General features: G+C 65.1%; 19 protein-coding genes. 12 read left to right on the top strand and 7 right to left on the bottom strand.

The window, feature by feature from the left end:
• Positions 1-126 precede the first annotated feature (126 nt).
• Entirely contained in the window at positions 127-1,344 is a 1,218-nt protein-coding gene (locus ACEN2S_RS05955) for a CaiB/BaiF CoA transferase family protein (RefSeq protein WP_441863663.1), read from the bottom strand.
• Positions 1,345-1,598: 254 nt separating this feature from the next.
• Here ACEN2S_RS05955 and ACEN2S_RS05950 point away from each other — a divergent pair, with 254 nt between their 5' ends.
• Both ACEN2S_RS05950 and gcvA (ACEN2S_RS05945) read left to right on the top strand, forming a co-directional pair.
• Positions 1,599-3,284, top strand: a complete 1,686-nt coding sequence (locus ACEN2S_RS05950) for a glycoside hydrolase family 3 protein (protein WP_441863661.1) — start codon at positions 1,599-1,601, stop codon at positions 3,282-3,284.
• A gap of 299 nt (positions 3,285-3,583) precedes the next feature.
• Positions 3,584-4,495, top strand: a complete 912-nt coding sequence (gene gcvA / locus ACEN2S_RS05945; RefSeq protein ID WP_441863659.1) for a transcriptional regulator GcvA — start codon at positions 3,584-3,586, stop codon at positions 4,493-4,495.
• Positions 4,496-4,646: 151 nt separating this feature from the next.
• Here gcvA (ACEN2S_RS05945) and ACEN2S_RS05940 read toward each other — a convergent pair whose 3' ends face one another.
• Both ACEN2S_RS05940 and ACEN2S_RS05935 read right to left on the bottom strand, forming a co-directional pair.
• Positions 4,647-5,699: an AbrB family transcriptional regulator gene (locus ACEN2S_RS05940; RefSeq protein WP_441863657.1), complete on the bottom strand. Its 1,053-nt coding sequence runs from the start codon at positions 5,697-5,699 to the stop codon at positions 4,647-4,649.
• Between the two features lie 217 nt (positions 5,700-5,916).
• Positions 5,917-6,696 carry an alpha/beta fold hydrolase gene (locus ACEN2S_RS05935; RefSeq protein ID WP_441863655.1) on the bottom strand — a complete coding sequence of 260 codons (780 nt, stop codon included), beginning with the start codon at positions 6,694-6,696 and terminating at the stop codon, positions 5,917-5,919.
• 594 nt (positions 6,697-7,290) lie between these two features.
• Between ACEN2S_RS05935 and ACEN2S_RS05930 the strand changes: the two genes are divergently transcribed.
• The 10 genes from ACEN2S_RS05930 (at position 7,291) to gcvA (ACEN2S_RS05885) (ending at position 21,175) form a co-directional block, all read left to right on the top strand.
• The gene (locus tag ACEN2S_RS05930; protein WP_441863652.1) at positions 7,291-9,252 is read left to right on the top strand and encodes a 3-hydroxyacyl-CoA dehydrogenase NAD-binding domain-containing protein; all 1,962 of its coding nucleotides are present in this window, start codon (positions 7,291-7,293) and stop codon (positions 9,250-9,252) included.
• An 857-nt stretch (positions 9,253-10,109) separates the two neighbouring features.
• Positions 10,110-10,613, top strand: a complete 504-nt coding sequence (locus tag ACEN2S_RS05925) for a tripartite tricarboxylate transporter TctB family protein (protein ID WP_441863649.1) — start codon at positions 10,110-10,112, stop codon at positions 10,611-10,613.
• Between the two features lie 12 nt (positions 10,614-10,625).
• On the top strand, positions 10,626-12,122 hold the full coding sequence (locus ACEN2S_RS05920; RefSeq protein WP_441863647.1) for a tripartite tricarboxylate transporter permease: 1,497 nt from the start codon (positions 10,626-10,628) through the stop codon (positions 12,120-12,122).
• Positions 12,123-12,274: 152 nt separating this feature from the next.
• Positions 12,275-13,270, top strand: a complete 996-nt coding sequence (locus ACEN2S_RS05915) for a Bug family tripartite tricarboxylate transporter substrate binding protein (RefSeq protein WP_441863645.1) — start codon at positions 12,275-12,277, stop codon at positions 13,268-13,270.
• A 65-nt stretch (positions 13,271-13,335) separates the two neighbouring features.
• A complete protein-coding gene (locus tag ACEN2S_RS05910; protein WP_441863642.1) occupies positions 13,336-14,568 on the top strand; it encodes a CaiB/BaiF CoA transferase family protein in 1,233 nt (410 codons plus the stop codon).
• On the top strand, positions 14,565-15,917 hold the full coding sequence (locus ACEN2S_RS05905; protein ID WP_441863640.1) for an MmgE/PrpD family protein: 1,353 nt from the start codon (positions 14,565-14,567) through the stop codon (positions 15,915-15,917). Before ACEN2S_RS05910 ends, ACEN2S_RS05905 begins: the two co-directional genes overlap by 4 nt.
• A 31-nt stretch (positions 15,918-15,948) precedes the next feature.
• Positions 15,949-16,749 (top strand): enoyl-CoA hydratase/isomerase family protein, encoded by an 801-nt coding sequence (locus tag ACEN2S_RS05900; protein WP_441863638.1) that lies wholly within the window; start codon positions 15,949-15,951, stop codon positions 16,747-16,749.
• A gap of 11 nt (positions 16,750-16,760) precedes the next feature.
• Positions 16,761-18,827, top strand: coding sequence for an acetate--CoA ligase family protein (locus ACEN2S_RS05895; protein ID WP_441863635.1), 2,067 nt, complete (start codon positions 16,761-16,763; stop codon positions 18,825-18,827).
• 93 nt (positions 18,828-18,920) lie between these two features.
• Positions 18,921-20,123: a 3-oxoadipyl-CoA thiolase gene (pcaF, locus tag ACEN2S_RS05890; protein WP_441863632.1), complete on the top strand. Its 1,203-nt coding sequence runs from the start codon at positions 18,921-18,923 to the stop codon at positions 20,121-20,123.
• Positions 20,124-20,278: 155 nt separating this feature from the next.
• Positions 20,279-21,175, top strand: a complete 897-nt coding sequence (gene gcvA / locus ACEN2S_RS05885) for a transcriptional regulator GcvA (protein WP_441863629.1) — start codon at positions 20,279-20,281, stop codon at positions 21,173-21,175.
• Positions 21,176-21,381: 206 nt separating this feature from the next.
• Here gcvA (ACEN2S_RS05885) and ACEN2S_RS05880 read toward each other — a convergent pair whose 3' ends face one another.
• The 4 genes from ACEN2S_RS05880 to ACEN2S_RS05865 all read right to left on the bottom strand — a co-directional run bounded on the left by ACEN2S_RS05880 (position 21,382) and on the right by ACEN2S_RS05865 (position 25,857).
• A complete protein-coding gene (locus tag ACEN2S_RS05880; protein WP_441863627.1) occupies positions 21,382-22,857 on the bottom strand; it encodes a UdgX family uracil-DNA binding protein in 1,476 nt (491 codons plus the stop codon).
• Positions 22,854-24,077, bottom strand: a complete 1,224-nt coding sequence (locus ACEN2S_RS05875; protein WP_441863803.1) for a putative DNA modification/repair radical SAM protein — start codon at positions 24,075-24,077, stop codon at positions 22,854-22,856. The genes ACEN2S_RS05880 and ACEN2S_RS05875 overlap by 4 nt, the downstream gene beginning before the upstream one ends.
• Positions 24,078-24,193: 116 nt before the next feature.
• On the bottom strand, positions 24,194-25,456 hold the full coding sequence (locus ACEN2S_RS05870; protein ID WP_441863625.1) for an MFS transporter: 1,263 nt from the start codon (positions 25,454-25,456) through the stop codon (positions 24,194-24,196).
• A complete protein-coding gene (locus ACEN2S_RS05865) occupies positions 25,453-25,857 on the bottom strand; it encodes a thiol-disulfide oxidoreductase DCC family protein (RefSeq protein WP_441863622.1) in 405 nt (134 codons plus the stop codon). The genes ACEN2S_RS05870 and ACEN2S_RS05865 overlap by 4 nt, the downstream gene beginning before the upstream one ends.
• Between the last annotated feature and the right edge of the window lie 397 nt (positions 25,858-26,254).

Genomic DNA, 26,254 nt, shown 5'->3' with positions numbered 1-26,254 from the left:
CTTGAAATGACCGGCAGTCGTCAACGCCATCTAGATTTGGCCCGTCAAAACAATTTGTTTAAGCTATTGTTTTGATGCGAGTATTATTGGAGCGTGCTGGGCGTGAAACGGGATGTCCCGGCCATGTCACAGGGTCTGTGCGGGGGCGTATCCCGAGATCACACCAAGCCGCTGCAGTTCGGCGATTTCGGCATCGCGGTACCCGAGGCTGGCAAGAACACTATGGGTCTGCGCTCCGACCGGTTGCGGCACATGCTCAAGCGACGGGCCGCCTTCGGACATGGTGAAACCGGCCAGTGTCGTGGTCATCCCGGCGACGGTGCCGCTGTCCCCGGCAAAGCGGTGCAAGACCGGCCGCGCTTTGATCTGTGGATCTGCGAGCGCCTCATCAAAACCGCGAATGCGCGAACAGGGGATGCCCGCGGCGTTCAAATGGGTTTCCCAATGATCGGCGGTCCGTGCGGCGAAGGCCTGACACAGTGCCTCGGCTTCACCGGCATGGTCATCAAGCCGCTGATTGTTGGTGTCCTTGATCATCTCCGGCCGCCCCAGCAACATCCAAAGCTTGCGCTGTTGCTGGAGGTTTGAGGCGGAAACCATCATTGGCGCATCGCTCGCGTGGTACATGCCGATGGTGGCGAAAGCATAGGTGTTGCCCTTGGGCTGCGGCGCCTTGCCGTTCCAGAAATAGGCGGCGACATGTGAGGTCGCAAACATCATCGCAACATCCAGCATCGAGACGTCGATCTGCACGCCGTTGCCCTGATTGCGCTCGCGCTGCAGCAGGGCCGCTGCGATTGCATAGGCTGTCGTGGTGCCCGCAGCGTAATCCATGATTGGCGCGCCACATTTGAAAGGCTGCGCCGGATCATTGCCGGTCATCGCCATAAAGCCGGAAAACGCCTGAATGATGTTGTCATATCCCCGCTGTTCCCGGCGCGGCCCGGTGGCACCGAAAGCCGACAATGAGCAATAGATCAGCCGCGGATTGCGTGCCTTCATGTCGGCATAGCCGAGGCCCAAAGCGTCAAAGGCGCCGGGGCGGTAGTTTTCGATGAAAACATCCGCGGTGTCGATCAGGCGCAGCATGGCCTCGCGGCCCTGAGGTGTTTTGAGATCGATCGCCACGCAGGATTTGTTGGACGCCTGCCCCAGAAAGGCGGTGCCCATGCCACGATCATTCATGGCACGGTCCGGTCCCTGAGCGCGGGCCTGATCGGGGTCGTTGGGGTCCTCAACCTTGATCACCTCGGCTCCGAGCGTTGCCAGCTGAAACGCGGCAAACGGACCGGCCAATACATGCGTCGTATCGACGACGCGAAAGTTCTCAAACGCTTTTTTCATGATCTGCTCCGGCAGTGCTTGCCAAGTCGGATGCCGCACCGACATCAAACGGGGGTGGGGCGCCTCGGGGGAGGCTCCGATTGAAGGTCGGTCTATTGAAGGTTGGCAGCGCGGAACAATCAACGCCATTCAGGGCCGCGATTGTTGCGAAAAAGTTGGGTCGGGACTGACCTCTGCGGCCTCGGAAACCGGACCGATTGTTGTAAGATATCAGAACGCATCAACCGAAAATGACGCAAGAAAGCGGTGTAGCTATGTCCGGCCTTCCCCTGAGCGATGCCTGTCTGGCTGCTGCCCCGTTTCATCTTGATGCGGCAGGTCTGGACTGGGTGAAGGCGCGGTTTCTCGGTCTGGATACCGAGGGGAAAATTGCGCAGGTCGTGCTGCCGATGTGCCGCGATCTGTCGGATGCCGCGATTGACGCGGTGGTCGCGCTGGGGCTGGGCGGCGTCCACCGTTTCCCCAGCTACACCGAAGAAGAATTGCGGCACTCGGCCGCGCGTTTGCTGCAGCATTCCGCGATTCCGCCGCTCTTGACGGCCGATATCGAGATGTCAGAAAAGGCCAGTGTCAAATGCGGCACGCTGTTCCCCAATCAAATGGCGGTGGCGGCAACCGGCGATCCGCAGAATGCCTATCGCATGGGGGCGATCGCTGCCCGGGAGGCGGGGTATCTGGGCTTTGGTGTCAGCTGGACGCCCGTCGCAGATCTGGCGCTGAATTTCAGGGCGAATGCGGTCAATACGCGGGCCTTCTCGGATGATGTCGCGCAGACAATTTCCTTTGTCTCTGCCTATCTGGACGGCATGCGGGACAATGGTCTTGTGGCCTGCATCAAGCATTTTCCCGGCGAGGGGCTGGATGAGCGCGACCAGCATTTTGTTACCACCAACAACACCCAGACCCTGCCGGACTGGCAGGCCAGTTTCGGCCGGATTTATGCCGCAGCGATCCGCAAGGACATACGCATGGTCATGGCAGGACACATCACCCTCTCCGCCTACCACGCGGATCTGGGCGATGCGGCATTGAGCGAAGCGCACCTCCCTGCCTCGCTCAATGCCGACCTATTGCAGGGGCTGTTGCGGGGCCGGATGGGCTATAACGGTGTCATCGTCTCGGATGCGACGGGCATGGCGGGATTCACCTCCTGCGGTGCGCGCCGGGACATCGTGCCTTTGTGCATCGAAAGTGGCTGTGACATCCTGTTGTTCCCGCAGAACACGCCAGAAGACATCGGCCACCTGCGTGACGGGCTTGCGCGCGGGGCGCTGTCGCATCGGCGCCTCGATGAGGCTGTCTTGCGTATCCTGGCGCTCAAAGCGTCGATGGGGCTGCATCATCCGCGCGCGGGGCTTCCGGCACCGGCGCTGCGCGAGGAGCGGCTGGGCAGTGCGGAGCATCAGCGATGGGCGCGCAACGTGGCGGAAAGCTGCGTGACGCTGGTCAGGGACAAGCAGGGTCTTCTGCCCCTGTCGCCGCAGCGTCACCGCCGGATCCTGCTGGCCGAAACCCTGGACCGCCGCAGCCCCTCGGCCGCGCTGCCGGACCTGCAGATTCCGGCGCTGCTGGAAACATTGGGTTTCGAGATCACGCGGGTGATGCCAGGTGCGCCCCTTGATGTGCGCGATCAGGATCTGGGGCTCTATCTCATGGCTGACGAAGGGCTTTCGGGCAAAGAAGTTCTGGGCCCTCAGTGGGAGCGGCTGCACGGCGCCTTCCCGCTGAGCATGCAGCGCATGTGGCAACATCTGCCGACGCTTTATGTCTCGCTCGGCTCGCCCTTCTTGCTGTTCCACATGCCCGACTGCCCGACCTATGTGAACGCCTATAGCGCGGTGCTTCCGGTACAGCAGGCAGTTGTTGCCGCCCTTACCGGCGAAATACCGTTCCGCGGTCAGACGCCGGTGGATCTGCGCTGCGGGCTGCCCTTCTTTTAGCGTCGGCTCTGGCAGCCACCGGGACCTGATCTCAGCATGTCGCAGCGCTCTTCGCGTCGGACGTTGGCCTGCGGTGACCAATGGGGCGGCCCCGCCTGTCGGGGGCGTCCGGATGCATTCAATGTGGCATCAATTGAGGGGGCATTAGGATGCAATCCTCTCGCCAGAGTGCAGACTGTCTGGATTGATTGACGTGATATCTTTGCCAAGACATAGTCGGCTGTCGTGGATGCGATCCTATGTGCATTTACATCACCTGCGGCAGAAGATGCACGGCAGCAAAGGACGGGAAGTGAGAGATGAATACCCCCAATCGCGTTCTGCCGCCGATGAACCCGCTGAAGGCTTTTGAAGCTGCAGCGCGTCACAACAGCCTGACGGTTGCCGCGGAAGAATTGAATGTGAGCCAGGTTGCGGTCAGCAGGCAGGTCAGGGTGCTGGAGGAGTATCTGGGCGTGATCTTGTTCAAGCGGCTGAACCGCGGGCTTGAGCTGACGCGCGAAGGTGTGACCCTTTATGCGGGCGTCGCAAACGCATTTCAGGCGATCGAGAACACGACCCGGCAGGTGTCACGCCGCGGGCAGCGTAACATTCTGGCAATTCGGTCCTATGTGACGTTTTCCCACCGCTGGCTGATGCCCCGGCTCAACGACTTTCACGAAGAGCATCCGCGCATCGAAGTGCGGCTGTCGTCATCGCCCGATGCCACGAATTTCGACACCGACAACCTCGATGCCGCCATCCGCGGAGGCGACGGCAACTGGCCCGGGCTGCACGTTGAGAAACTGGCGGATATGGAGCTGATACCTGTGTGCTCCCCCGCCTTTCTGGCCGCGCATCCCATCGGCCGGATCGAGGATCTGGCGAAGGTGAAGCTGTTGCATTCCATGGCGCGGCCGCATGATTGGCAATCCTGGCTCACCTCCAGAAATGCCAGGATCGAGATGAAGAACCGGTTGCTGTTCGAGAACAGCTCGCTCGCCTATGAGGGCGCGCTGATGGACATGGGCGTTGCCATCGCGAACCGCCATTTCGTTCAGCAGCAATTGAAATCCGGGGCGCTGCTGACACCCTTTGCAGAGGGGTGCCGGACAGGCGAGAGCTATTATCTGACCTGGGAAAAGGACGAGACGCCCTCGCCGCCGCTGCTCAAGTTTCTTGCGTGGATCAGAAAGCACATCTCGGAAAGCGCCGCGCATGATCTGCGCTAGGGGTCTTGCCATGGTTTGATGATGCGATCCGCGAAGCGAAAGGCGCGTTGCGCGCAAGCGTGCCGCGCGCGCCACACCTGCGCCGCGGTCATCCTGCGGGTCACCCGCCCGAACTGGCAGCCTTTTGGGCATTGCCGTCCCAAAGTTTGGGTCAGTGGCGTCTTTCGAACCGATCTATCAGTCTGATCATCCATGGAATATTGGGCATGAACACAAAGATGCGGGTCAGTTGGAAGGCGGTGACCAGTGCCAGATCAACGCCCAGGAATTTTGCGGTCAGCGCCATCTCGGTGACACCGCCGGGGGCAAGGCCCAGCACCAGAATCTCCCAGTCCAGCCCGGTTGCGGCGGCGAGCGCCAGAGCAAAGGCCGAAATCAGCCCCAGCAGCAACAGCGTGCCCATTGCCGCGGTGGCGATGAGACGATGGCCTGTCAGCAAGAGGTCGCGCCGGAAAGTGCTGCCCAGCCAGGTTCCCAGCACGATCTGAGCGGCCGAGAGGATCATCGGCGGAAAGGCGGTTGGGTGCAGACCCGCCGCGGCCGAGGCGGCAGAAAACGCCAGAGGCCCCAGAAAATAGGGATTGGAGATCCGCAGCTTCCGGAACACAAGCGCCCCCGTCAGGGCCAGCGCGGCCAGAAAGCCGTTGCCAAGCGGGTCAAAGGCCCCGCCGCGCACAAAGCCGCTGCGGTCCGGCCAGCCATCCACCGCATAGACCGAGAGCGGCACCAGAATGACCACCGCCGCGATCCGCATCGTCTGGGACAGGACGATGGGCGCGGGGTCGCAGCCCAGTTTTTCGGCCATGACCGCCGCCTCAACGGGGCTGGTCGGAAAGGTCGCCAGAAAGGCTTGTGGCAACCGCATGTGACCGATCCGCGCCGTCAGGATGGCGACAGCGCTGGCCAGAACCGCGGTGACCAGGGCCGCGCCGATCATCAGCGGTGCCAGCGAGAGGAGCGCCGACAGCGCCGCAGGGGTAAACGCCAGCCCGACCTGCGCTGCGATGGTCATCTGGCCAAAGGGCCGGGTCTTGACCGGCACCCTTTGCGTCATCAGGCCACTCATGTAGGTCGCCGCCGAGAGGATGAGCGGGCCGATCATCCAGGGAAGGGGCACGCCGAGGCGGGACAGGACCCAGCCTGCGCCCGTGGCCAGCGCATAAAGGCAGATCAAATTCAGCGCAGATCTCAGGTGCAATGGCACGAACCGCATCCTTTCCTGTCACATTCCGATGGGCACCGCCGCCAGGGCGCCAGCACCCCGGACATGACTTGGCGCCAGACCAACCGGCAGAGATGGCAACGCCCTTCGGGCGACGGTCGTGTGGTGATGTGAATAAAACATGTTTCAGATCATGGCCTTGTCGCGTCGGTGCCGGAGAGCAGCTTTTGCTGGCGCCTGCCGGGGGAGATGTCGGGCTTTACAGCGGATGCTCGGCTGCAAAGCCCGAGAGTGCTGCATTGAAACCCTGCGGGCATTCCACATTGATCGAATGCCCTCCCGGCAGATCGACGATCCGGAAGGCCGGATGTGTGGCGGCCAACCAGGCGCGGGCGGCCTGAAAGCGGCGCTCGCGCAGACCATTCACCAGCAGCGCCGGACAGGCAAGTTCGGCAAGGCGCGCCTGCACCGAGAGGCGCGGGATGGCTTCTTGCAGCAAAAGCGCGATGCTCTCCGGATCGGTCCTCTCGGCTTCGGCGCTCAGGATTTCGCGAATGTCGGGCGCAAAATGGCGTGCTTTTGCCGGATGATAGATCATCTGGCGGATTGCGGCGTGCCCCTCGCTGCGGATCTGCGCCACCTGCGCGCTGTTGGCCCGTTCGGCCTCTTCGGTCCACTGCGCACGCAAGGCGGCATTGGCGTTGGTGATCGTCACGGTGGCACAGTGCCCGGGCATGGACAGCGCGTAGCGCAAGGCCAGCGCCGCCCCAAAGCTTTGGCCGCAAACATGCCAGCGCGGAATGTTCAGCCGGGTACGCACCCGATCCAACGCCTGTATCAGCACATCCGGATGCGCCTCGGCGGCGGTGACGGCGGCCGGGCTGGCACCATGCCCCGGCAGGTCGACGCAGATGCGCCTGAATTGCGCGGACAGCGCGACATTGGGGTCCCAGGTGCGGTGGCTGACCAGAATGCCATGCACGAGCAGCAGCGGCGGCAAATCGCTCTCGGGATCGGCAAAATACGCGAGTTGGAGCATGGTTCAATGGGCCTCATCAATAACGGGGATGGGCTGCCCGGGCGTGGCTGGGGCAACAAGAATGTAATTGTGTGGTGTCACGTTGTCAGGTCCGCGGGCCCCGTCGGCAAGGCCCATTGTGATCAGAGCGGCACCGGGCGTGGCCCCGTTCACGGCCTTTACGGGCGGGTTAAAGACCGTGTCCTTCACGGGGCTTGCCGCCCTCTGCCGGTCCGACCTGCGGGCGGCTGGGCAGGCTGCGGCACGACCGCTCCGGCGCAGTCGCACGCCGCCGCAAACCGCATGTCCTGGCGTGGCGGCAGCAGGCCTTGCGACCGGGCGACGGGCGGGAATGTTCGGCGGGGATGAAGCGCGCTGCCGCATCAGCGGCAGTCGCTGCAAGGGCGGCGGGGCAATGGCTGGTTCTGGCTGTTCATGGTTCCCTCCCCCGGGGGATATGTGCCGCCCGGCGCCCCCCCGAGAGGCCATCATACCCAAGTCAGGGCTGGGCTAAACCCAACCTTTAGTTTGATTACGCATAACCCAGCGGCACCTATACCTGCTGCACCGAGGGGCCGACTGACCGCCAGGCCCCGCATTGCGAGGAGGAATGCCATGACCACCGTGACCGTTGATATTCTGGGGCCGCTGGCGCGGGTGACCATCGACAACCCGCCCGTCAACGCGCTTGGTCAGGAGGTGCGCGCGGGGCTGTTGGCCGCCTGCCACGCGCTGGCCGGGGCTGAGGGGGTGCGGGCGGTGGTTCTGACCTGCGCCGGGCGCAGCTTCGTCGCGGGGGCGGACATCCGTGAGCTGGGCAAGACCCCGGTTGACCCCTGTCTGCCCGATGTTCTGGCCGCCATCGAGGGGTGGCGGCTGCCGTGGGTTGCGGCGGTGCATGGCACGGCACTGGGCGGCGGGCTTGAGCTGGCGATGGCCTGTCATGGCCGGATCGCGACGGCGGCGGCCAGGCTCGGCCTGCCCGAGGTCACGCTGGGGATCATCCCGGGGGCGGGCGGCACGGTGCGCTTGCCGCGCCTTGTGCCGATGGCCGAGGCGGTGCCGCTGGTGACCGGGGGCAAGCCCGTCGATGCCGCCACCGCGCAACGCATCGGCCTGATCGACCGGATCAGCCACGGCGATCTCATCGCCGAGGCCGAGGCCTTTGCGCTGGAACTGGCCGGGCAGGGCGCGCCTGTGCCCGCCCGCGCGCGCGATCTCGTGGCGGGGGAGCCGGTGGACTGGGCGGCCTGGGAGGCGCGTCTGCGCAAGCGCGGGCGGGGGGCCGCGGCACCGCTGGAGGCGCTGGCCGCCCTGTGCGACACGGCGGCTCTGCCCGCCGCAGAGGCGCTGGCCGCGGAGCGCGCGCGGTTCTTGCGGCTGTCGGCCTCGCCGGAGGCGGCGGCCCTGCGCAACATTTTCTTTGCCGAGCGCCGGGCGGGCGAAGCCCTGCGCCGGGCACAGGCCGACCCCGCCGACCTCGCGCAGGTGGGGGTGATCGGCGGCGGCACGATGGGGGCGGGGATTGCCACGGCGATCCTGCTGGCCGGGTCGCGCGTGCATCTGGTCGAGCGGGACGCGCCCGCCGCCACCGCCGCCGCGCAGCGCGTGGCCGACACCATCATGGCCAGCCAGGCCCGGGGAGTCATCTCGCAACCGGCTGCCGATGCGGCCCGGGGGCGGCTGACCGTCGGGTCGGATTACGTGGATCTTGCGCGCTGTCCGCTGGTGATCGAAGCGGTCTTTGAAGAGATGGGCGTCAAGCGCGAGGTCTTTTCGAAACTGGATGCAGTGATGCCCGCCGAGGCGGTGCTGGCCACCAACACCTCTTATCTCGATGTGAATGTGCTGGCCGCCACCACCCGCGATCCGTCGCGGATTCTGGGGCTGCATTTCTTCTCGCCCGCGCATGTGATGAAACTGCTGGAGGTGGTGCGCGCCGATGCGACGGGGGCACGGGCGCTGGCCACCGGGGCGGCGCTGGCGAAACTCTTGCGCAAGGTTGCGGTGGTCGCGGGGGTCTGCGACGGCTTTATCGGCAACCGGATCATGGCCGCCTATCGGCGCGATTGCGAATTCATGCTGGAAGAGGGCGCCCTGCCGCAAGAGATCGATGCGGCGATGGAGGGCTTTGGCTTTGCCATGGGCATCTATGCGACGCAGGACATGAGCGGCCTCGACATCGCCTGGGCGCAGCGCAAGGCCCGCGCCGCCAGCCGCCCCGCGACCGAGCGTTATGCCCATATCGCCGACCGTCTTTGCGAAGCCGGGCGTCTGGGGCGCAAGACGGGCAAGGGCTGGTACGATTACGCCAGCGGCACCGCGCAGCCTGACCCGCAAGTGCAGCAGATCATCGAGGAAGAAAGCGCCAGGGCCGGCCGCAGCCGTCACCGCTTTACCGCCGAAGAGATCATGAGCCGCATTCTGGCGATCATGCAATCCGAGGGGCAGGCGATCCTGGAAGAGGGGATTGCGCAAAGCGCCGATGACATCGATGTGGTCATGGTCACCGGCTATGGCTTTCCGCGGCATCGGGGCGGGCCGATGTTCATGGGCCGCAGCCGGGCCGAGACCTGACCTCAGATGGTTTGCGGCGGATGTTGCGGGCAACGGCGCGCAACGATGCCCGCGGCGACAAGGTTCTGCCGGATCCCGACCGAGTCGTCCCGCATTCATCCAGCCCCGGCTGCGGCGCAGATACTATTGCGCCGGGCTTTGTGCTGAAACAGCCCGCCCCGCCCATGATCTGCAGCGCTTCATGGGCGGCAAAATACCCCGCTTTGTTGCGAGGCCGGATTGGCGATGGCCCTGGCCCGCGCCTCGGGCGCACAGACTGTCGGGCGCGCGGGGGGATGGGATTGTTCGCCCGGCAATGCGGCCCGCACCGACCCCGCTGGCGGCACCGGCGGATGGGAAAAGGGGGAGCGGCCGCAGGCGCGCCACTGCCCATGCCCCGGGGCGCCGGGGCAGAGCATCAGGGGATCCGCATCAGCCTTTGGCAGGACGTCGGTTCTGACAGCGCGCTCTCGACCGATCGCGCCACCCGTCAGGGCTTTGGACGGGCGATAGGGCAGATTGATGTGCTGGCAGATGAAAGGACCGCGAATCGACGGATGGCCCCCTTGGTCCGGCCCCTTCCCATCGGTCAGGCCGCTCACATCATCTGGCCCACGGCGCTGTCGGTCAGCACCAAGAGGCGAAAGTTAACGGAGTGGCTGCTTGCCAAAGCAGGAAAAGCCCCGGAACTTTCCCGCAATCGACCCTGATCCGGTCATTATCGCTTTGACTAAAAACGATAATTTTTCGCCCAAAGCGATGGGTCGCTCTGGACTAACCAAAACTCAGTTCACCTTTCCCGCCCGCTCCGGTCTGAACGATGGTGGAGAGAGGCCTGTAGGCGACGTCACCGTCGGGTACAGATTTGGGAGGATCGGATGACCTATGACTTGAGCCAGACCAGGGGCTGGCGGTGCAGACCGGATGTTCTGCGCGGCGCTTTGCCTGTGATCGATCTGTTTGCCTGCGCCATGCTTGTCGCGGTGTTCTGGTCCTATCTGCAGAGCGCGCGCGCGCTGCCGCCCCCGATGAACAAGATCGATCCGGGGCCGGGTGGCTTCCCCTATATGCTGGCGATTGCCGCGCTTCTGGCGCTGGGCGCTGTCGCACTCAGCGCTGTGATCCGGCTGACCGACAAAGCTCCGGTGGAATGGGTGTCGATCCGGCGGCCGCTCTGGGTGGCGCTGACCATGGTCCTGCTGACCCTGCAGTCGATTTACCTCGAGGCCCTCGGCGCATTGCCCACGGTTCTGGCCCTGTCGGTCGGCATCATGATCGCCTGTGGCGAGCGCCGCATCGCGCATCTGGCCGGGGTTCCGCTCGCCTTGGCTGCTTTCATCTACGGCGTCTTCGTTCTGGCGCTGCAAGTCAACCTGCCGTGAGGAAACCCTGCCATGCTTGACAATCTCGCCCTTGGTTTCTCTGCATTCGCCGACCCGATGGTCTGGGCTGCCCTGGTCTTCGGGGCGCTCGTCGGCTATCTGATCGGCGCCATTCCCGGGCTTGGGCCCAGCCTTGGCGTCGCGCTGCTGATCCCCTTCACCTATGGGATGGAGCCGGTGGTTTCCATCGTGGGTCTCGTCGCGCTCTATGCCGCCGCCGAATATGGCGGCGCGATCACCGCGGTGCTGATCAACTCTCCCGGGACGGCGGCGGCGGTGGCCACGGCCTGGGATGGCTATCCGCTGACCCAGCAGGGCCGGGCAGGCGAGGCGCTGACCGTCTCGATCCTGTCGTCGGGCGTGGGCATCTTCATCTCGACCTGCCTGCTGATCCTGACCGCGGTGCCGCTCTCGGAATTCGCGCTGAACTTTGGCGCGGGCGAGTATTTCGCATTGGCGCTGGTCGGGCTCAGCCTCGTCGCCGGTCTTTCCGACGGCTCGCCGCTCAAAGGCATGGTGGCGATGGGCATCGGCCTTGCGATGGCCACCATTGGCCTCGATGTTCAGGTCGGCGTACCGCGCTTTACCGGCGGCAATTACGAGTTGTTTGAGGGTCTGCCGCTGGTGCCGGTTTTGCTGGGGCTCTATGCCCTGTCCGAGGTGCTGTTCATGATCGAAGACGGCGCGTCGGAGAAAGTCAAAAGCGCGAAAGTCGGCGGGCTGACCACGATCCCCTATCACGCGATGAAGGGCCTGAAAGTGGTGGTGCTGCGCAGCTCGCTGCTGGGCTATGTGATTGGCGTCATTCCCGGCGCCGGGGCCTCGATCGCCTCTTTCGTCTCTTATGCGGTCTCCAAGCATTTCTCGAAACGCCCGGAAATGTTCGGCAAAGGCGCGCTGGAGGGGGTTGCCTCGTCGGAATCGTCGAACAATGCCGCGGTTGCCGGGGCAATGGCACCTCTGCTGGCGCTGGGCATTCCCGGATCGGCCACCACGGCGGTGATGATCGGCGCGCTGATGGTGCAGGGGATCCAGCCCGGACCGCTGCTGTTCACCCGCACACCCGAGATCCCGTATACGGTTTTTGCCTCACTCTTTATCGGCATTCCGGTGATGATCTTCATTGGTCTGGCCGGGGCGCGTGTCTGGGCGCAGGTGGCCAATATCCCTCGCCCGGCGATTGCCGCCATCGTTGCCGGGATCTGCTTTGTCGGGGCCTATGCGTCGGAAACCACGATGTTCCCGGTGCATGTGATGGCCGTCTGCGGCATCGCGGGATATTTGTTGCGCAAGGTGGGCATTCCGCTGGCGCCGATCATCCTCGCCATGGTGCTGGGACAGTTGATGGAAGTGAACTTCCGCCGGGCGCTGATCTCCAATCAGGGCGACTGGGATATTTTCTACACATCGCCCCTGACCCTCGTGCTGTTGTTGGTGGCCGTGCTGGCTTTTGTCCTGCCGGGGCTCGGCGCATGGCGGCGGCGGCGCGCGCTGGCCCGGGCTGTGTAACCTGGCCCTTTCACACGCCAGAACTTTCAGACCCAAGAAAACGTCTCGATTGACTGACCAATACTCAGTTCACGCCGGGAGGCGGAACGTCGAAATTGGCGGAGCGGGCGAAAATGCAGTGCTCCGCAGCACGACCAAGGGAGGAACCAAGAATGAAAATCACGACGTTCAGACATGCCGTTTTCGGCGTTGCAGGGGCCGCCATGCTGGCGGTTGGCCTGGTGTCTTCAGCGGCGGCGCAGGAAAGCTGGAAGCCGGAAGGCCCGGTCAATATCGTGCTGCACACCAAGCCGGGGGGCGGCGTTGACGTCTATGCGCGCACGCTCGCGAAAGAGCTGGAGCCGATCATCGGCCAGACCATCGTCATCGTGAACACCCCCGGCGGCGGCGGTGCCGCACAGATGGCCAAGGTGCGCGCGGCCAAGCCCGACGGGCTGACGCTGGGCGTGAATACGGTGACGCATCTCACCTCGATGCTCACCAATCTCAAGGGCACCTTCTCGCCGGATGATTTCGACTGGATCGCGCTGTCGCAGGAAGATCCGATCATGTTCTTCGCGGCCAAGGAGTCGCCGATCAGCAGCATGAAGGATCTGGTCGCTCTCGCGAAAGAAAAGGGTGGCGAGGTCAATGTTGGTGGCTTTGGGCCGGTGGGTTCGATGCAAAACATCGGGATGACGATGCTGGAGCAGGCCTCGGGGGTGAAATTCAACTGGGTGGCGTTTGAATCCACCCCCGACATCATCGCCGCGGTCCTTGGTGGCCATGTGGACGTGGGTGTCTCGAACCTCGGGCCCGTCTTGTCGTTCTTTGAGGCCGACCGCCTGAAGGGTCTGGGCGTTCTGGGCACCAAGCGGTTGTCGAGCCTGCCCGAGATGCAGACCTTTGCCGAGCAGGGTTTTGACGTCGACACCAATTGGATTCAAGCGCGCGGTGTCTTTGGCCCCAAGGGCATGCCGATGGAGCTGCAACAGCAGATCGCGGATGCGATCCACAAGGCAATGGCGACGGAAAGCTATCAGCAATACGCCCGTGCTTCCGGCGTTGAAGACAGTGACTACGGCCCGAAAGAATACACGCAGTTTGTGAAGGACCTGCTTGTCGTTGCCGAAAAGCAGCTGACGGATGCCGGGCTGACCAGCAACTGATCGCGTGCTCCCCGCCCGCATCGGCGCGGGGAGCGACGCAGGTTTCAGAATTTAAGGAGCGGGCCATGAGCGGACCTTTTTCCGGATTGCGTGTCGTCGATACGACGCATGTCCTTGCCGGACCCTTCGCGAGCTATCAGATGGCGCTGCTGGGCGCCGAAGTGATCAAGGTGGAATCGCCACAGGATCCGGATCAGGCACGTTTTCAGGGGTCGGACCGCGATATGGTCAAAGCGGCGATGGGCACTGCGTTTCTGTCGCAAGGTGCTGGCAAAAAGGCGATTGCGCTCGATCTGAAAACCGGTGCAGGGCGCGATGCGCTGTGCCGGCTGCTCGCCACCGCAGATGTCTTTGTGGAAAACTACCGCCCGGGTGCTTTCGAGGCGCTGGGCCTGGGCCATGAGGCTTTGGCGCGGCTGAACCCCAAGCTGATCTATTGTTCGATTTCCGCCTTTGGCGCCAGCGGGCCACGGCGCGAGCAGACCGGATACGACAATGTCATTCAGGCATTTTCCGGCATCATGGATCTGACGGGGCATGGCGACGACCGGCCGCTGAAATCGGGCGCACCGGCGGTGGATTATGCCACCGGCATGACCGCCGCCTTTGCCATCAGTGCGGCGCTGGTTCACCGCAACCAGACCGGCCGTGGCCAGCATATCGACGTTTCCATGCTGGAGGTTGCGATGACATTGCTGACCTCGCATGCGACGGATTACATGTGGTCCGGCAAGCACCCCAAGGCCAAGGGCAACCAGTATGCCTTTGCCACGCTGGGCATGTACCGCGCGTCGGATGCCGACCTGATGATCGCCGCCTCAAACCTGCGCCAGCAAAAGCGGCTGTGGATTGCCTTGGGGCGCGAGGATCTGGTGAAGAAAACCAATCTCGAACGGCTGGATGACTTTACCCGTGAGCAGACGGTCCTGGCCGGGATGATCAACACGATGCCGGCGGCCTTCTGGGAGACCTTTCTCAACGAGCGCCGGATCCCCGCCGCGCGCGTGCGGCGGATGGGCGAAGCGATGGCCGATCCGCAGATGCAGGCGCGTGAACAGGTCAAGCAACTGGAGGATCCGGCCGGGCATGTCGACGGGCTGCGCGTGGTCACCTCGGCCTTTCGCCTGTCGGGGGCCGAGACCGGCCTGTCCTGCGCCCCTCAGGCCGTGGGCGCCCAAACCTATGAGGTTCTGCAGGGGCTGGGCATGACCACCGCGGAGATTGATGCGCTCTGTGCGGCGGGGATTGCCAAACAGGCCGCGCCCGCAAACGACGCGGCGAGCGGGGTTGCACCATGAATGCTCCCTTGATGACGCTGGCCGGATTGGCGGCGGATTGGCAGCGCGAACCCCTCAGCGCCGAGGTCGTGCAGGCAGTGCGCCATGCAACGCTTGACTGGTTTGCAACGACATTGCCCGGCACCGTGCGCGCGCCCGCCACCATGCTGGCGGCGGCATCGCTGGGGGCGGGGTCCGGCAAGGCGCTCTGCTATGTCAGCGGCAAGCGGGTCAGCGCGCGCTGGGCGGCCTTCATCAACGGGACCGCAAGCCATACCGTTGAATTTGATGACATCTTCCGGGATGGCGGCTATCACCCCGGCTCTCCCACCATCGCGGCGGCCCTTGCTCTGGCGCAGGAAATCGGCGCCCCGCGCGAGGCTTTCGACCGCGCGGTGATCGGTGGCTATGAGGTTGGCTGCCGCATCGCGATGGCGCTGCAGCCCAGCCATTACGAACATTGGCATATCACCGCCACCGTGGGCACGCTTGGGGCCGCTGCCGCCGGGTCCATGCTGTTGGGCTGCGACCGCGAGGGGATTGCCCATGCGATTGCCATCGCCAGCAGCTTTGCCGGGGGCCATCAGCAGAACCTGCAGGGCCAGAGCATGGTCAAGGCGATGCATCCGGGCCATGCCGCCGATGCCGGCCTTCTGGCCGCCTGTGCCGCGGCGGCGGGGGCGATGGGCGCGCCCGACAGCCTTGAGGGACCAAAGGGCTATGCGGCGGCCACGAGTGCGGGCACCGGCGATTGGCAGGCCGCGCTGGCGGGGGCGGGGGACTGGACGCCGATCACCCGGATGACGGTCAAGATCCATGGCTGCTGCGGCCATATCTTTGCGGCGCTCGATGCCCTCGCGCGCCTGCGGGCCGAGCATGGTTTCGGCCCCGATGACATCGCCCGCATCCATGTGGAAGGCTATGGCGCGACCAAGGATATCTGCGACCGGCCCAATCCCACGATTGCGCAAGAGGCGCGCTTCTCGCTGCAATATTGCCTTGCGGCGCAGATGATCCTCGGGGGGGTGCGTCTGGCCGCTTTCGAGGAGCGCGCGCTGGCGGACCCGGCCATCCGGGCGATCATGCCGCGCATCACCGTAGCGCGCGCCGAGGATCTTGCCGCCGCCTATCCGCGCCGCCGCATGGCGCGGCTGCATCTGACGCTGACCGATGGCCGCAGCTTCTCGCTGTTTCAGCCCACCCGGCGCGGTGACCCGGAGCAGCCGATCCAGCGCGCGGAGCTCATCGCCAAATTCGACGAACTCGCAGGGCCCGTGCTGGCGCCCGACGATCTGAACGCCCTGCGGGATCTGATCCTGAACGGACAAGACCTGCCGCAAGAATTGAGCAAAAGGCGTGCCGTCGCCTGAAGCAACCGCCATGCATACAAAGGAATATGCCATGAATACTGCCGTTAAACTGCCCGAATTCATCACGGTCTCTCAGCATGACGCCGTCGCGACGATCACCTTGAACCGGCCCGATCTGCGCAATGCCATCAACGACCAGATGCGCGCCGAACTGATCGCAGCCTTCGCGGCCGCCGACGTTGATCCGGCAGTGCGGGCGATCATCCTGACCGGGGCGGGCAAGGGCTTTTGCTCGGGCGGCGATATCGGCGGCATGCGCGCGCGCCTCGACGCCCCGGCGGGCGAGGTCGCATTCAATGGCTGGAAACGGCAGAAAAGCACCCATCGTGGCGTTGCGGCGATTCATGGCGTCTCCAAGCCGGTGATCGCGGCGGTGAATGGTGCGGCCTTCGGGCTGGGCCTCGACATGGCGCTGGCCTGCGACTTCATCATCGCCGCCGAGGGCGCCAAGATGAGCATGAGCTTTGTGAAACGCGGGCTCGTCTCGGACGGCGGCGGCATGTATTTCCTGCCGCGCCGCGTCGGGCTGTCGAAAGCGAAAGAGCTGATCTTTACCGCCCGCGTGGTGGAGCCCGCCGAGGCGCTCGCCCTCGGGATGATCGACCGCATTGCCGCGCCGGAATCCCTGCTCGCGGCGGCGCATGCCTGGGCCAAGGAACTGACCATCGGTTCGGCCACCGCCGTCGCCCTGACCAAGGAGATCATGGACAAGACCTTTGAGCGCAGCGACGAAGAGATCTTTGCGATGGGCCGCGAGGCGCAGGCCATGTGCTACACCACCGCCGAGCATCGCAAATCGGTTGAGGATTTCCTCAACAAGACCGCGAAGTGAGGGGGGCGCAGATGTCAGCCATTCATGCGATCCTGAATCCGAAATCCGTTGCCGTGGTCGGCGCATCGAATGATGCCGCCAAACTGACCGGCCGCCCGATTGCCTATCTTCAGAGCCAGAACTTTGCCGGGAAGATCTATCCGATCAACCCGCGTTACGCCGAAATCGCCGGGCTGAAGAGCTATGCCAGTGCCGCCGACCTGCCCGAGGCGCCGGATCTGGGCCTCGTCCTCGTCGGGGCGAACCGCGTCATTGAAGCGGTGCGCGATCTTGCCGCCCGCGGCACCAGGGCGGCGGTCGTGCTCGCTTCGGGCTTTGGCGAGCAGGGACCGGAAGGGCGCAAGCGGCAGGAACAGCTGCTGGAGGCGGCGGGGGAGATGCGCATCCTCGGGCCGAACACAATCGGTCTGGTCAACATCACCGACAAGATCCCGCTAACTGCCAGCGGCGCGATGGAATCCGACACTTTCCCGATGGGGTCGATCGCGCTTTTGTCGCAATCGGGCGGGATTCTCGGCTCGCTCTTGTCGCGGGCCGTGGCGCGGGGCATCGGTTTCTCCAAGCTGGTGGCAACGGGGAATGAGGCCGATCTGGAAGTGTCGGATTTCCTCGGGGCGCTGGCCGAAGACGAGGCGACGCAGGTGGTGGCGCTCTATCTCGAAACCATCCGCAATGTGACCAAGTTCCGCAGCGCCGCCGCCAAGGTGATCGCGGCGGGCAAGAGCATCGTGGCCTATAAGGTGGGCCGCTCGGAATCGGGCGCGCAATCGGCAGTATCGCATACCGGCGCGCTGGCCGGTGCGGATGAGGTCTATGACGCGCTCTTCAATCAGCTGGGTGTGATCCGCGCGCAGACCTTTGCCGATCTTCTCGACATTCCGGCGGCTTTGGCACAGGGGCGCCGCATGGCGGGGCCGCGCGTGGCCATCGTGACCTCGACCGGCGGTGCGGCCACCGTGGTGGCGGATAACGTCGGGCTGATGGGACTGGAAATGCCGAAACCAGACAAGGAAACCTCGGAAAAACTCCTGGCGCTGGAGCTGAAAGAGGCCGAGCTTGACCGCAACCCGATCGACGTGACGCTGGCGGGGCTGCGGCCGGATCTCTTCCGCTCGATCCTGCGGATTCTGGCGGAAAGCCCGTCTTATGACGCGATTGTTGTGGTGGCGGGGTCCTCCTCCATCGCGCAGCCCGATCTGGTGGCGCAGCCGGTGCTGGAATCGCTGGCCCTGACCGAAAAGCCGATGCTGGTCTATGTCAGCCCGGATGCGCCCAATATCGTGCGCCATCTGAACGCCAGCGGCATTCCGGCCTTTGCCGCGCCCGAAAGCTGCGCCTCGGCGCTGAAGGGCCTGCTGCCGCGCGCGGTCAAGGCCGGGGGGGCGGCGGCCAATATCCGGGCGGTGGATTGCTCTGATATCGCCGCCGGTTCGCTGAACGAGGCCGAAGCGAAAAAGCTCTTTGCCCGCTTTGGCGTGCCGGTCACCCGGGAAGTTACCGCCGAGACGCCGGAAGCCGCCGCCAAGGCCGCCGAGGCCTTCAGCGGTCCGGTGGTGATCAAGATCCTGTCGGGCGAGATCCTGCACAAATCCGAAGTCGGCGGCGTGGCGCTGAATGTGGCCCCGGCGGACGTGGGCCGGGCCTGTGAAGCCATGCTGGTACGGGTGCGGGCCGCGACCCCGGCGCGGATCGAGGGGTTCCTTGTGCAGGAGATGGTCAAGGGCGGCGTCGAGATGATCCTAGGTTTTAACCGCGATCCGCAGCTCGGCGCCTATGCGCTGTTGGGCGCGGGCGGGGTGACCACCGAGCTATATAAGGATGTGGCCATCCGCCTGTTGCCGCTGGACCGCAGCGCTGCCCGCGACATGATTGATGAGATCAAGGCCGGGGCGCTGCTGAAAGGCTTCCGAGGCAGCCCGAAGGCGGATATCGACGCGCTGATCGACACGATGATCGCCTTTTCCGCCATGGCGGAAACGCTGGATGACCGCATTCAGGAGGCCGAAATCAACCCGGTTTTCGTGCTGCCCGAAGGCGAGGGCACCCGCGCGGGCGACAGTCTCGTGGTCCTGAGCTAACCCGCAGACCTACCCAAATCCGATATCAATGCGCTCTCCGCCCCGGCGGGGAGCGCGATCACAGCCATGCGAATGCACATCAGGAGAAGCGCCATGACCGAGGTTTACATCTGCGACTATATCCGCACGCCGATCGGGCGTTTCGGCGGCGCTCTGGCCTCGGTGCGGGCGGATGATCTGGGGGCGATCCCCTTGCGCGCGCTGATGGCGCGGAACCCGAATGTCGATTGGGCCGCGGTGGATGAGGTGATCTTTGGCTGCGCCAATCAGGCGGGTGAGGATAACCGCAATGTCGCGCGGATGTCCGCGCTTCTGGCCGGGCTGCCGGTCGAAGTGCCGGGCACCACGATGAACCGTCTCTGCGGCTCGGGCATGGACGCGCTGATCACCGCCGCGCGGGCGATCAAATCGGGCGAGGCCGGGCTGATCGTGGCAGGCGGCGTCGAAAGCATGAGCCGCGCGCCCTTCGTGATGCCGAAAGCCGAGAGCGCCTATTCCCGCGCGGCCGAGATCCACGACACCACCATCGGCTGGCGTTTCGTCAACCCGGTGATGCAGGCGCAATATGGCGTCGATTCCATGCCCGAGACCGCCGAGAATGTGGCCGAGGATTTCGCCATCAGCCGTGCCGATCAGGACGCTTTCGCGCTGCGCTCGCAAGACAAGGCCGCGGCGGCGCAGGCCAATGGCCGTTTGGCGCAGGAAATCACCCCGGTCAGCATTGCGCAGCGCAAGGGTGATCCGAAGATCGTCGACCGCGACGAGCATCCGCGCGCGACGACGCTCGAGGCTCTGGCGGGGCTGAAGGCGCCCTTCCGCAAGGGCGGCTCGGTCACGGCGGGCAATGCGAGCGGCGTGAACGACGGGGCGGCGGCGCTGATCGTGGCCAGCGCTGAGGCCGCGCGGAAATATGGCCTGACGCCGATCGTGCGGGTGCTCGGCGGGGCCACCGCCGGGGTGGCGCCGCGGATCATGGGCTTTGGCCCGGCGCCCGCCTCGAAAAAGCTGATGGCGCGGCTGGGGCTGACGGCGGCCGATTTCGACGTGATCGAGCTGAATGAGGCCTTTGCCAGCCAGGGCCTGGCGACGTTGCGCGATCTCGGCATCGCCGATGATGATGCGCGGGTGAACCCGAACGGCGGCGCGATTGCCTTGGGGCATCCCCTCGGCATGTCCGGCGCGCGGATCGCGGGCTCGGCGGCGCTGGAGCTGCGCAACACCGGCCGCCGCCGGGCGCTCGCCACCATGTGCATCGGCGTGGGGCAGGGGATTGCCGTGGCACTGGAGCGCGTCTGAGGGTTCGGTCGTGCGTCGCACGGCCCCTGCTTCCCGGGGGACGATTTCCTGATAGCGTGACCAAAATCGAGGCGTTAAGCAAACAATAGTCCTGCAACACCATGTGGCCGTTCGCCCCTTCGGTGCCGGAGCCGCGGTTAGAGAATGAAAATGAGATGAGCAGCCCGATCCCTCCGCTAAATCCGTTGCGCACGTTCGAGGTCGCCGCACGTTTGTGCAGCCTGACCCTGGCCGCAGAGGAGTTGAACGTCAGTCAGGTGGCCGTGAGCCGACAGGTGAAAACGCTGGAGGATTACTTCGGCGTCACATTGTTCCGGCGCATGCACCGCGGGGTTGAGCTGACCGAGGAGGGGCGGCAGCTTTACGAAGGCGTGACCGGCGCCTTTCACGCCATCGCCAATGCGTCGCGGCGGGTCTCGCGGCGGGGTCGCCGCGATATTCTGGCCATTCAATCCTACACCACCTTTTCACAGCGCTGGCTGATCCCGCGTCTGACCCATTTCCATGACACCTTTCCACGCATTGAGGTGCGGCTGAGTTCCTCAATCGCGCCGGTTGATTTTGAAACCCAGAATCTGGATGCCGCCATTCGGGCCGGGAAAGGCAATTGGCCCGAGCTGCATTCGGAGAAGCTGCTCGACATCGAGCTGATCCCGATTTGCTCGCCGGATTATCAGCGCGAACATCGGTTGCGGGATGTTGAAGACCTGTCGCGCGTGCGGTTGCTGCATTCCATGGCACGGCCCACCGATTGGGCCGCCTGGATCAAGCGGGTTGGCGCGCGGGTGGACACCGAGCCGGGCATCCGGTTTGAGAGTTCGGCGCTTGCCTATGAGGCCGCGTCGCTGGATGGCGGCGTGGCGATTGCGGTAAAGCTGTTTGTGCAGCGGCAATTGCAAAATGGCAGTCTGGTCTCACCCTTTGCGGAAACCTGCTACAGCGGCGAGGGGTATTTCCTGACCTGGCCCAAAAAGGTGCAGCCCTCGCAGACGCTGATCAAGTTTCTGGGTTGGATACGGGAAAAAATCGCCGTCGAGGCCGAGAAAACCTGACCCGCCTTGCGGGCGGGCACGACCTCACTGGCGTTGCCGCATGACTGCGCGCGGCGGCATTGCAGCGGTTCAGGGATACCATCGCCATGTCGTTCGGGTTCCCGGCTTTTACCCGAACCGGGGCGCACCGGGCGGGCAGGCCGTGGTCGGGAGAACAGGGCTTTGTCGTGCCCGGGGCATCGGTTGGTTCTGCGGGTGCCGCCGCATCAGCCGGATCTGGTGCCCGGCAGGGGAGCGGCCAGATCGGACTGCGCCATGACAAGCGCCGCGCGCAGATCCTCGGTCAATTCCGCCAAAGCGCGGCTCTGACGGGCCGGATCCCTGAGGCGCAGGACATATGCAGGGTGCCACGAGATCAGCACCGGGCCCTCATGCAACCCGCGTTCAACCGTTCCCCGCCGTGCGGCCAGCGGCGAGGCATCGCCCGTCAGGGCAAGCGCCGCCGAGGCACCCAGCGCCAATGTCACCCTCGGGCGGATGAAGGCCAGTTCCAGCCCGAGCCACCAGCGGCATTGCTCCACCTCATAGCGGTCGGGGCTATTGTGCAGGCGCTGCTTGCCACGGGTCGTGAATTTGAAATGTTTGACGGCATTGGTCAGCCAGACCGTCTCGGCCGATGCGCCCGCTGCCGCCAGCGCCTGATGCAGCACCTGACCCGCCGGGCCGACAAAGGGGCGGCCCGTCAGATCCTCGTGATCGCCGGGCTGCTCGCCCACGATCATCAGCCGCGCGTCCACCGCGCCGCTGCCCCAGACGGTCTGGGTTGCCGCGCTGCAGAGCGCGCAGCGTTGGCACTGCAGGGCCGCCGCGCGTGCCGCATCCAGCGTTTCGGGCAGGCCCTCGGCCGCCACAGCCTGCGGCATTGCCGCGCGGTAGCGGGTGGAGATCGCCGCCGCCCCGGGCCGCGCCTGCGATGCCCCCGCCGCCCGCATCCGCGCCACCCGCGCCTCGGCATCTTTCAGCATGTCGGGGATCAGACGGGTTTCAGGCAGGTGCTTCCAGTATTTCTTGGGCATTTCCGATCGCATCGCGTCCAGTTTGATCCGGGCGGGATTGAAAATATTGGCAAAATAGGTGGCCCAGAGCCCCTCTGCGGCGTCATCCGGCAAGGCCGGGCGGCGGGCGGCGGGGCCGAAGGTCAGCCTGCCATCCTCAAACCGCGCGGTCAGACGCGGGGTGGCGATCATCCAATCCATATCGGCAAAACGCCGGACGAAGAACGCAGAGCCCGGTTCCAGCGTGTTGTGCTCCGGCTCAAACCAGGCCGCGAAGCGGCGGCGCGGGCCGTCCGTGGGGCATTCGCGAAAGCGGACAAAGGCGTGCATCTTGTGAATGTCGCGGCCCACGTTCTTGGCCAGCAAGTGCAGGCGACGCCCGAGCGGATCGGCCTGCGACAGCGGGTCGCCCTCCTGCCGGTCCAGCCGCCACAGGGCCTGATAGAGGAGGGCGAAGCGCTCCGGCTCCGAATGCCAGATGACCGAGCCCGCCAGTTTGAGAAAACCCGCACCGACCCGCACCTGATGCGGGCCGGGGTCCGCGGGCAGGGGATGCGCGGCAAAGAGCCCTCCCGCGCCCTCCCACGCCATATCCTGCGGCGGAATGCGGTGCGAAATGGCCCGTCGGGCTGCCGCGCGCCAGGCCTCAAAGGTGCCGCGCTCGGGCAGGGTGGTGGCATAGATCACAGCAGGCTCAGCTGTTGCGGTGGCGGGGCAAAGCGGGCGCGCAGATTGGCACCATCGGTCAGCGCGCCGGGGGTCCAGCCCGGCAGGGTGACAAAGGCCTTGGCCTTTTTCATCTGCGCCCCGATGCGCACCAGATCCTCATAGCGCAAGCTATGGTGACGGCGGGCAGCCAGAATACGCTCCACCGTTCGGGTGCCAAAGCCGGGCACCCGCAGCAGCATCTCTTTGCCGGCGCGGTTCACATCCAGCGGAAACAGGCCGCGGTGCTGCAAGGCCCAGGCCAGTTTCGGGTCCAGATCGAGGTCGAGATGCCCGGCCTTGGCCCCTGTCGCAATCTCATCGGCGCTGAAACCGTAGAACCGCAAGAGCCAATCGGCCTGATAAAGCCGATGCTCGCGCAGCAAGGGCGGCTGGATCAGCGGCAGCATCGCCGAGGCATCGGGGATGGGCGAAAAGGCCGAGTAATAGACCCGGCGCAGTTTATAGCCGCTGTAGAGCCGCGTGGCACTGGTCAGGATCGTCACATCATCGGTGCCATCCGCCCCGATGATCATCTGCGTGCTTTGCCCGGCGGGCGCAAAACGCGGGGCCTTGCGCCCGGTATGTGACACATCCTTGGCTTCTTCGCCCGCCAGCCGCACCTGTGCCATGGTGGTGCGGATCGTCTCGGGCCGCTTTTCCGGCGCGAATTTGCGCAAGGAGGCATCCTGCGGCAGCTCGACATTGATCGACAGACGGTCAGCATAAAGCCCCGCCTCGCGGATCAGCTCTTCCGCGGCATCGGGGATGGTTTTCAGATGGATATAGCCGCGAAAGCCATGCTCTTGCCGCAGGGTCCGGGCGATGCGCACCATATCGGCCATGGTCTGATCCGGCGAGCGGATGATGCCGGAGGACAGGAACAGCCCCTCGATATAGTTGCGCCGGTAGAATTCCAGCGTCAGCGTCACCACCTCTTCCACCGAAAACCGCGCCCGCTCGACATTCGACGACACGCGGTTGATGCAATAGGCGCAGTCGAAGATGCAGAAATTGGTCATCAGGATTTTCAGCAAGGAGATGCAGCGCCCGTCCGGCGTATAGGCGTGACAGATGCCGCTGCCGCCGGAGGAGCCGAGGCCCCCTTTGCGGGAATCCCGCTTCTCACCCCCCGAAGAGGCGCAGGAGGCGTCATATTTCGCGGCATCCGACAGGATTGCGAGCTTGCTCTGAAGGGTCATTCTGGTCATGGCGCTGAATGTAGTGTTCTCTTTATGTTCGTCAATGGCGCGGTGTCAGCGCGCGCAACTTTGCGCGCAATCACCGGGGGATGCCGTGACCTCTCTGCCGCGCCGGGTCAGGGCGCGGGGTCAAGCGTCTCGCGCGGCAATCGCAGCAGGAGGGCAATGGAGGCCAGCTTGAGCGCGCAGGGCACAAGCGCATAGCTGAGGTTGAGCGCCTGCAGCGCGGCCGGGGTGTTTTCCGCCCCGGGGCGGTAGCCGTAGTGCTGCAGCAGCGGCAACATTACGCCCGCGGCAATCGCCAGCGTCGCCTTGGCGCTAAAGTTCCAAAAGCCGAAAGCCTGTCCCGCCTGCAGCCCCGCCCGCGCGAGGGCCGCGGTGAAAAGCCCCGACAGAATGACCATATCGGCCCCAAGCGCCAGGCCCGAGCCGATGCAGATCGCGGCAAAGGCCAGCGCCGCGCCGGGGGGAAGGGCAAAGGCTCCGATAAAGCTCGCAATGGCGAGGGTCATCGCGGCCAGCAGAACCCGCCGCGCGCCAAAGCGCCGGGCCATTCGTCCCCAGACCGGCGCGCTGGCCCCGGCGGCGATGAAGAACAGGATCAGGAAGCCCCCCGCAAGATCGGGGAGGCCGAGGCGATCGCCCACGAAAAACAGAAACAACGTTGAGGTCACGGCCACCGGCAGGCTGTTGACAAAGGCCAGCAGCAACAACCAGCCCGCGCCCGACCCGCGCAGATCCCGCCAGTTCAGCCGGAGTGAGGCAGCTTGCGTTCTGCGCCAGAGCGGTCGCGCCAGCACAACCGCGATGACTGCGAGCACGGCGACCAGCGCTCCGAAGGCGGCATAGCCGTCGCTGTCAGGCAAGATGCGCGCCAGCACGGTCGGCGCGATGGCCCCGAGGGTGACCCCGATCAACACGCCTGTTTCGCGCCAGGCGGCAAGGCCGAACTGGGCAGAAGCCTGTCCCGTGCCCGCGAAAGCCGCACTTTGACCATAGAGCAGGATCGTGCCCAGGCTGTATCCGGTGAAGGCGATGACCAGCCCGAGCAAGAGCCAGAGCGCCGGCCCCCCCATCGGCGGCAGCGTGAATACCGCGAGGCATCCCACCGCCAGCGTGCCCATCGCGAGGGCCGCGAAGCGGGCGCGATGCGCGGGCCAGCGGTCGGTCATCCAGCCCAGGAGCGGGTCTTGCAGAAAATCCACGATGCGGATCACCAGCAGGATCGTCCCGACCTCGCGGAGCGACAGGCCGAACCGCATCGCGGCAAATCCCGGCAGATGGATGTAGATCGGGATGCTCGCGGTGGCCAATGCCGTGGCGAGCAGGCTGACGCGCCAATAGCCCTGCGCCGGGGTCTGCGGCGGCGGGTTCATCATATTCGCGCCCCGAAGGTTCGCACGCAGAGCCAGACGATGCAGGGGCGCAGGTGCAAGAAGCCCCGGTAGGTCCATTCGAGCAGTCGACGCAGCCCCGGTCTGCGCGCCACCCACGCAAGCCCGCGCCAGCGCGGCAGCTGCGCCCAGAGTTCCGCGAAGGCCGCCGCCCCTGACACGAGGCGGCCATCGCTTGCGCGAACATGGAACCGCGCGAGCGCCTCGGCACGGCTCACCCCTTCGGGAGGCGCTGCCGCCGGGTCCGACAGATCCACAAAGCGCAGCGCATCCGCGCCCGCTGCCTTGCGGTAGATCCCGATTTCGGCACGGCAAAGGGGGCAGGCCCCGTCGTAGAAAACGGTCGCGCCTGCGGTTTCGTCCCCGGCCGGATGTCTCAGGCTCATCATCACCTCTTCCCTGCTCCCTGAGGTTACGCGGTTGAGGGCTTTCAGGATCTTTCATCCCGGATTTTTGTTGTGGACGGCATTCCTCCTGCCGCCTGCCTCGCCCGGACGAGGGCCAATGGGTGCAGCGCCCGGAACCCTGAGGCCCGGAACCCTGCGCGCCTTGTGACCGGCAGCAGATCCGGGGCCGTTAGGATGGCCTTCTGGCTTCCTGACCGGACACGGTTACGGCAGGGTCCGCCGTCCTTGCCCCGGGGGGTACATCGCCCGCCATGATGCAGCCGGACGGAAATATGCAGTCGACCACATCCGCCAGACCATAGATCGCGGATCTGCGCCATCACCGCGCCCGCGCGATTGCAACGTGACGGCAGTTCGCAAGCGTCGGCCTTTGCGG

The sequence above is a fragment of the Phaeovulum sp. W22_SRMD_FR3 genome (assembly GCF_052113705.1).
In the GTDB taxonomy this organism is placed as follows: Bacteria; Pseudomonadota; Alphaproteobacteria; order Rhodobacterales; family Rhodobacteraceae; genus JBGQOG01.
This window is presented reverse-complemented; position numbering and strand designations above follow the sequence as displayed.

Coding starts and splice junctions, on each gene's coding strand:
- gcvA (WP_441863629.1), top strand. CDS start 20,279: ATGAGCAGCCCGATCCCTCCGCTAAATCCGTTGCGCACGTTCGAGGTC.
- ACEN2S_RS05905 (WP_441863640.1), top strand. CDS start 14,565: ATGAATGCTCCCTTGATGACGCTGGCCGGATTGGCGGCGGATTGGCAG.
- pcaF (WP_441863632.1), top strand. CDS start 18,921: ATGACCGAGGTTTACATCTGCGACTATATCCGCACGCCGATCGGGCGT.
- ACEN2S_RS05865 (WP_441863622.1), bottom strand. CDS start 25,857: ATGAGCCTGAGACATCCGGCCGGGGACGAAACCGCAGGCGCGACCGTT.
- gcvA (WP_441863659.1), top strand. CDS start 3,584: ATGAATACCCCCAATCGCGTTCTGCCGCCGATGAACCCGCTGAAGGCT.
- ACEN2S_RS05875 (WP_441863803.1), bottom strand. CDS start 24,077: ATGACCCTTCAGAGCAAGCTCGCAATCCTGTCGGATGCCGCGAAATAT.
- ACEN2S_RS05950 (WP_441863661.1), top strand. CDS start 1,599: ATGTCCGGCCTTCCCCTGAGCGATGCCTGTCTGGCTGCTGCCCCGTTT.
- ACEN2S_RS05935 (WP_441863655.1), bottom strand. CDS start 6,696: ATGCTCCAACTCGCGTATTTTGCCGATCCCGAGAGCGATTTGCCGCCG.
- ACEN2S_RS05870 (WP_441863625.1), bottom strand. CDS start 25,456: ATGATGAACCCGCCGCCGCAGACCCCGGCGCAGGGCTATTGGCGCGTC.
- ACEN2S_RS05955 (WP_441863663.1), bottom strand. CDS start 1,344: ATGAAAAAAGCGTTTGAGAACTTTCGCGTCGTCGATACGACGCATGTA.
- ACEN2S_RS05925 (WP_441863649.1), top strand. CDS start 10,110: ATGACCTATGACTTGAGCCAGACCAGGGGCTGGCGGTGCAGACCGGAT.
- ACEN2S_RS05900 (WP_441863638.1), top strand. CDS start 15,949: ATGAATACTGCCGTTAAACTGCCCGAATTCATCACGGTCTCTCAGCAT.
- ACEN2S_RS05930 (WP_441863652.1), top strand. CDS start 7,291: ATGACCACCGTGACCGTTGATATTCTGGGGCCGCTGGCGCGGGTGACC.
- ACEN2S_RS05895 (WP_441863635.1), top strand. CDS start 16,761: ATGTCAGCCATTCATGCGATCCTGAATCCGAAATCCGTTGCCGTGGTC.
- ACEN2S_RS05920 (WP_441863647.1), top strand. CDS start 10,626: ATGCTTGACAATCTCGCCCTTGGTTTCTCTGCATTCGCCGACCCGATG.
- ACEN2S_RS05915 (WP_441863645.1), top strand. CDS start 12,275: ATGAAAATCACGACGTTCAGACATGCCGTTTTCGGCGTTGCAGGGGCC.
- ACEN2S_RS05910 (WP_441863642.1), top strand. CDS start 13,336: ATGAGCGGACCTTTTTCCGGATTGCGTGTCGTCGATACGACGCATGTC.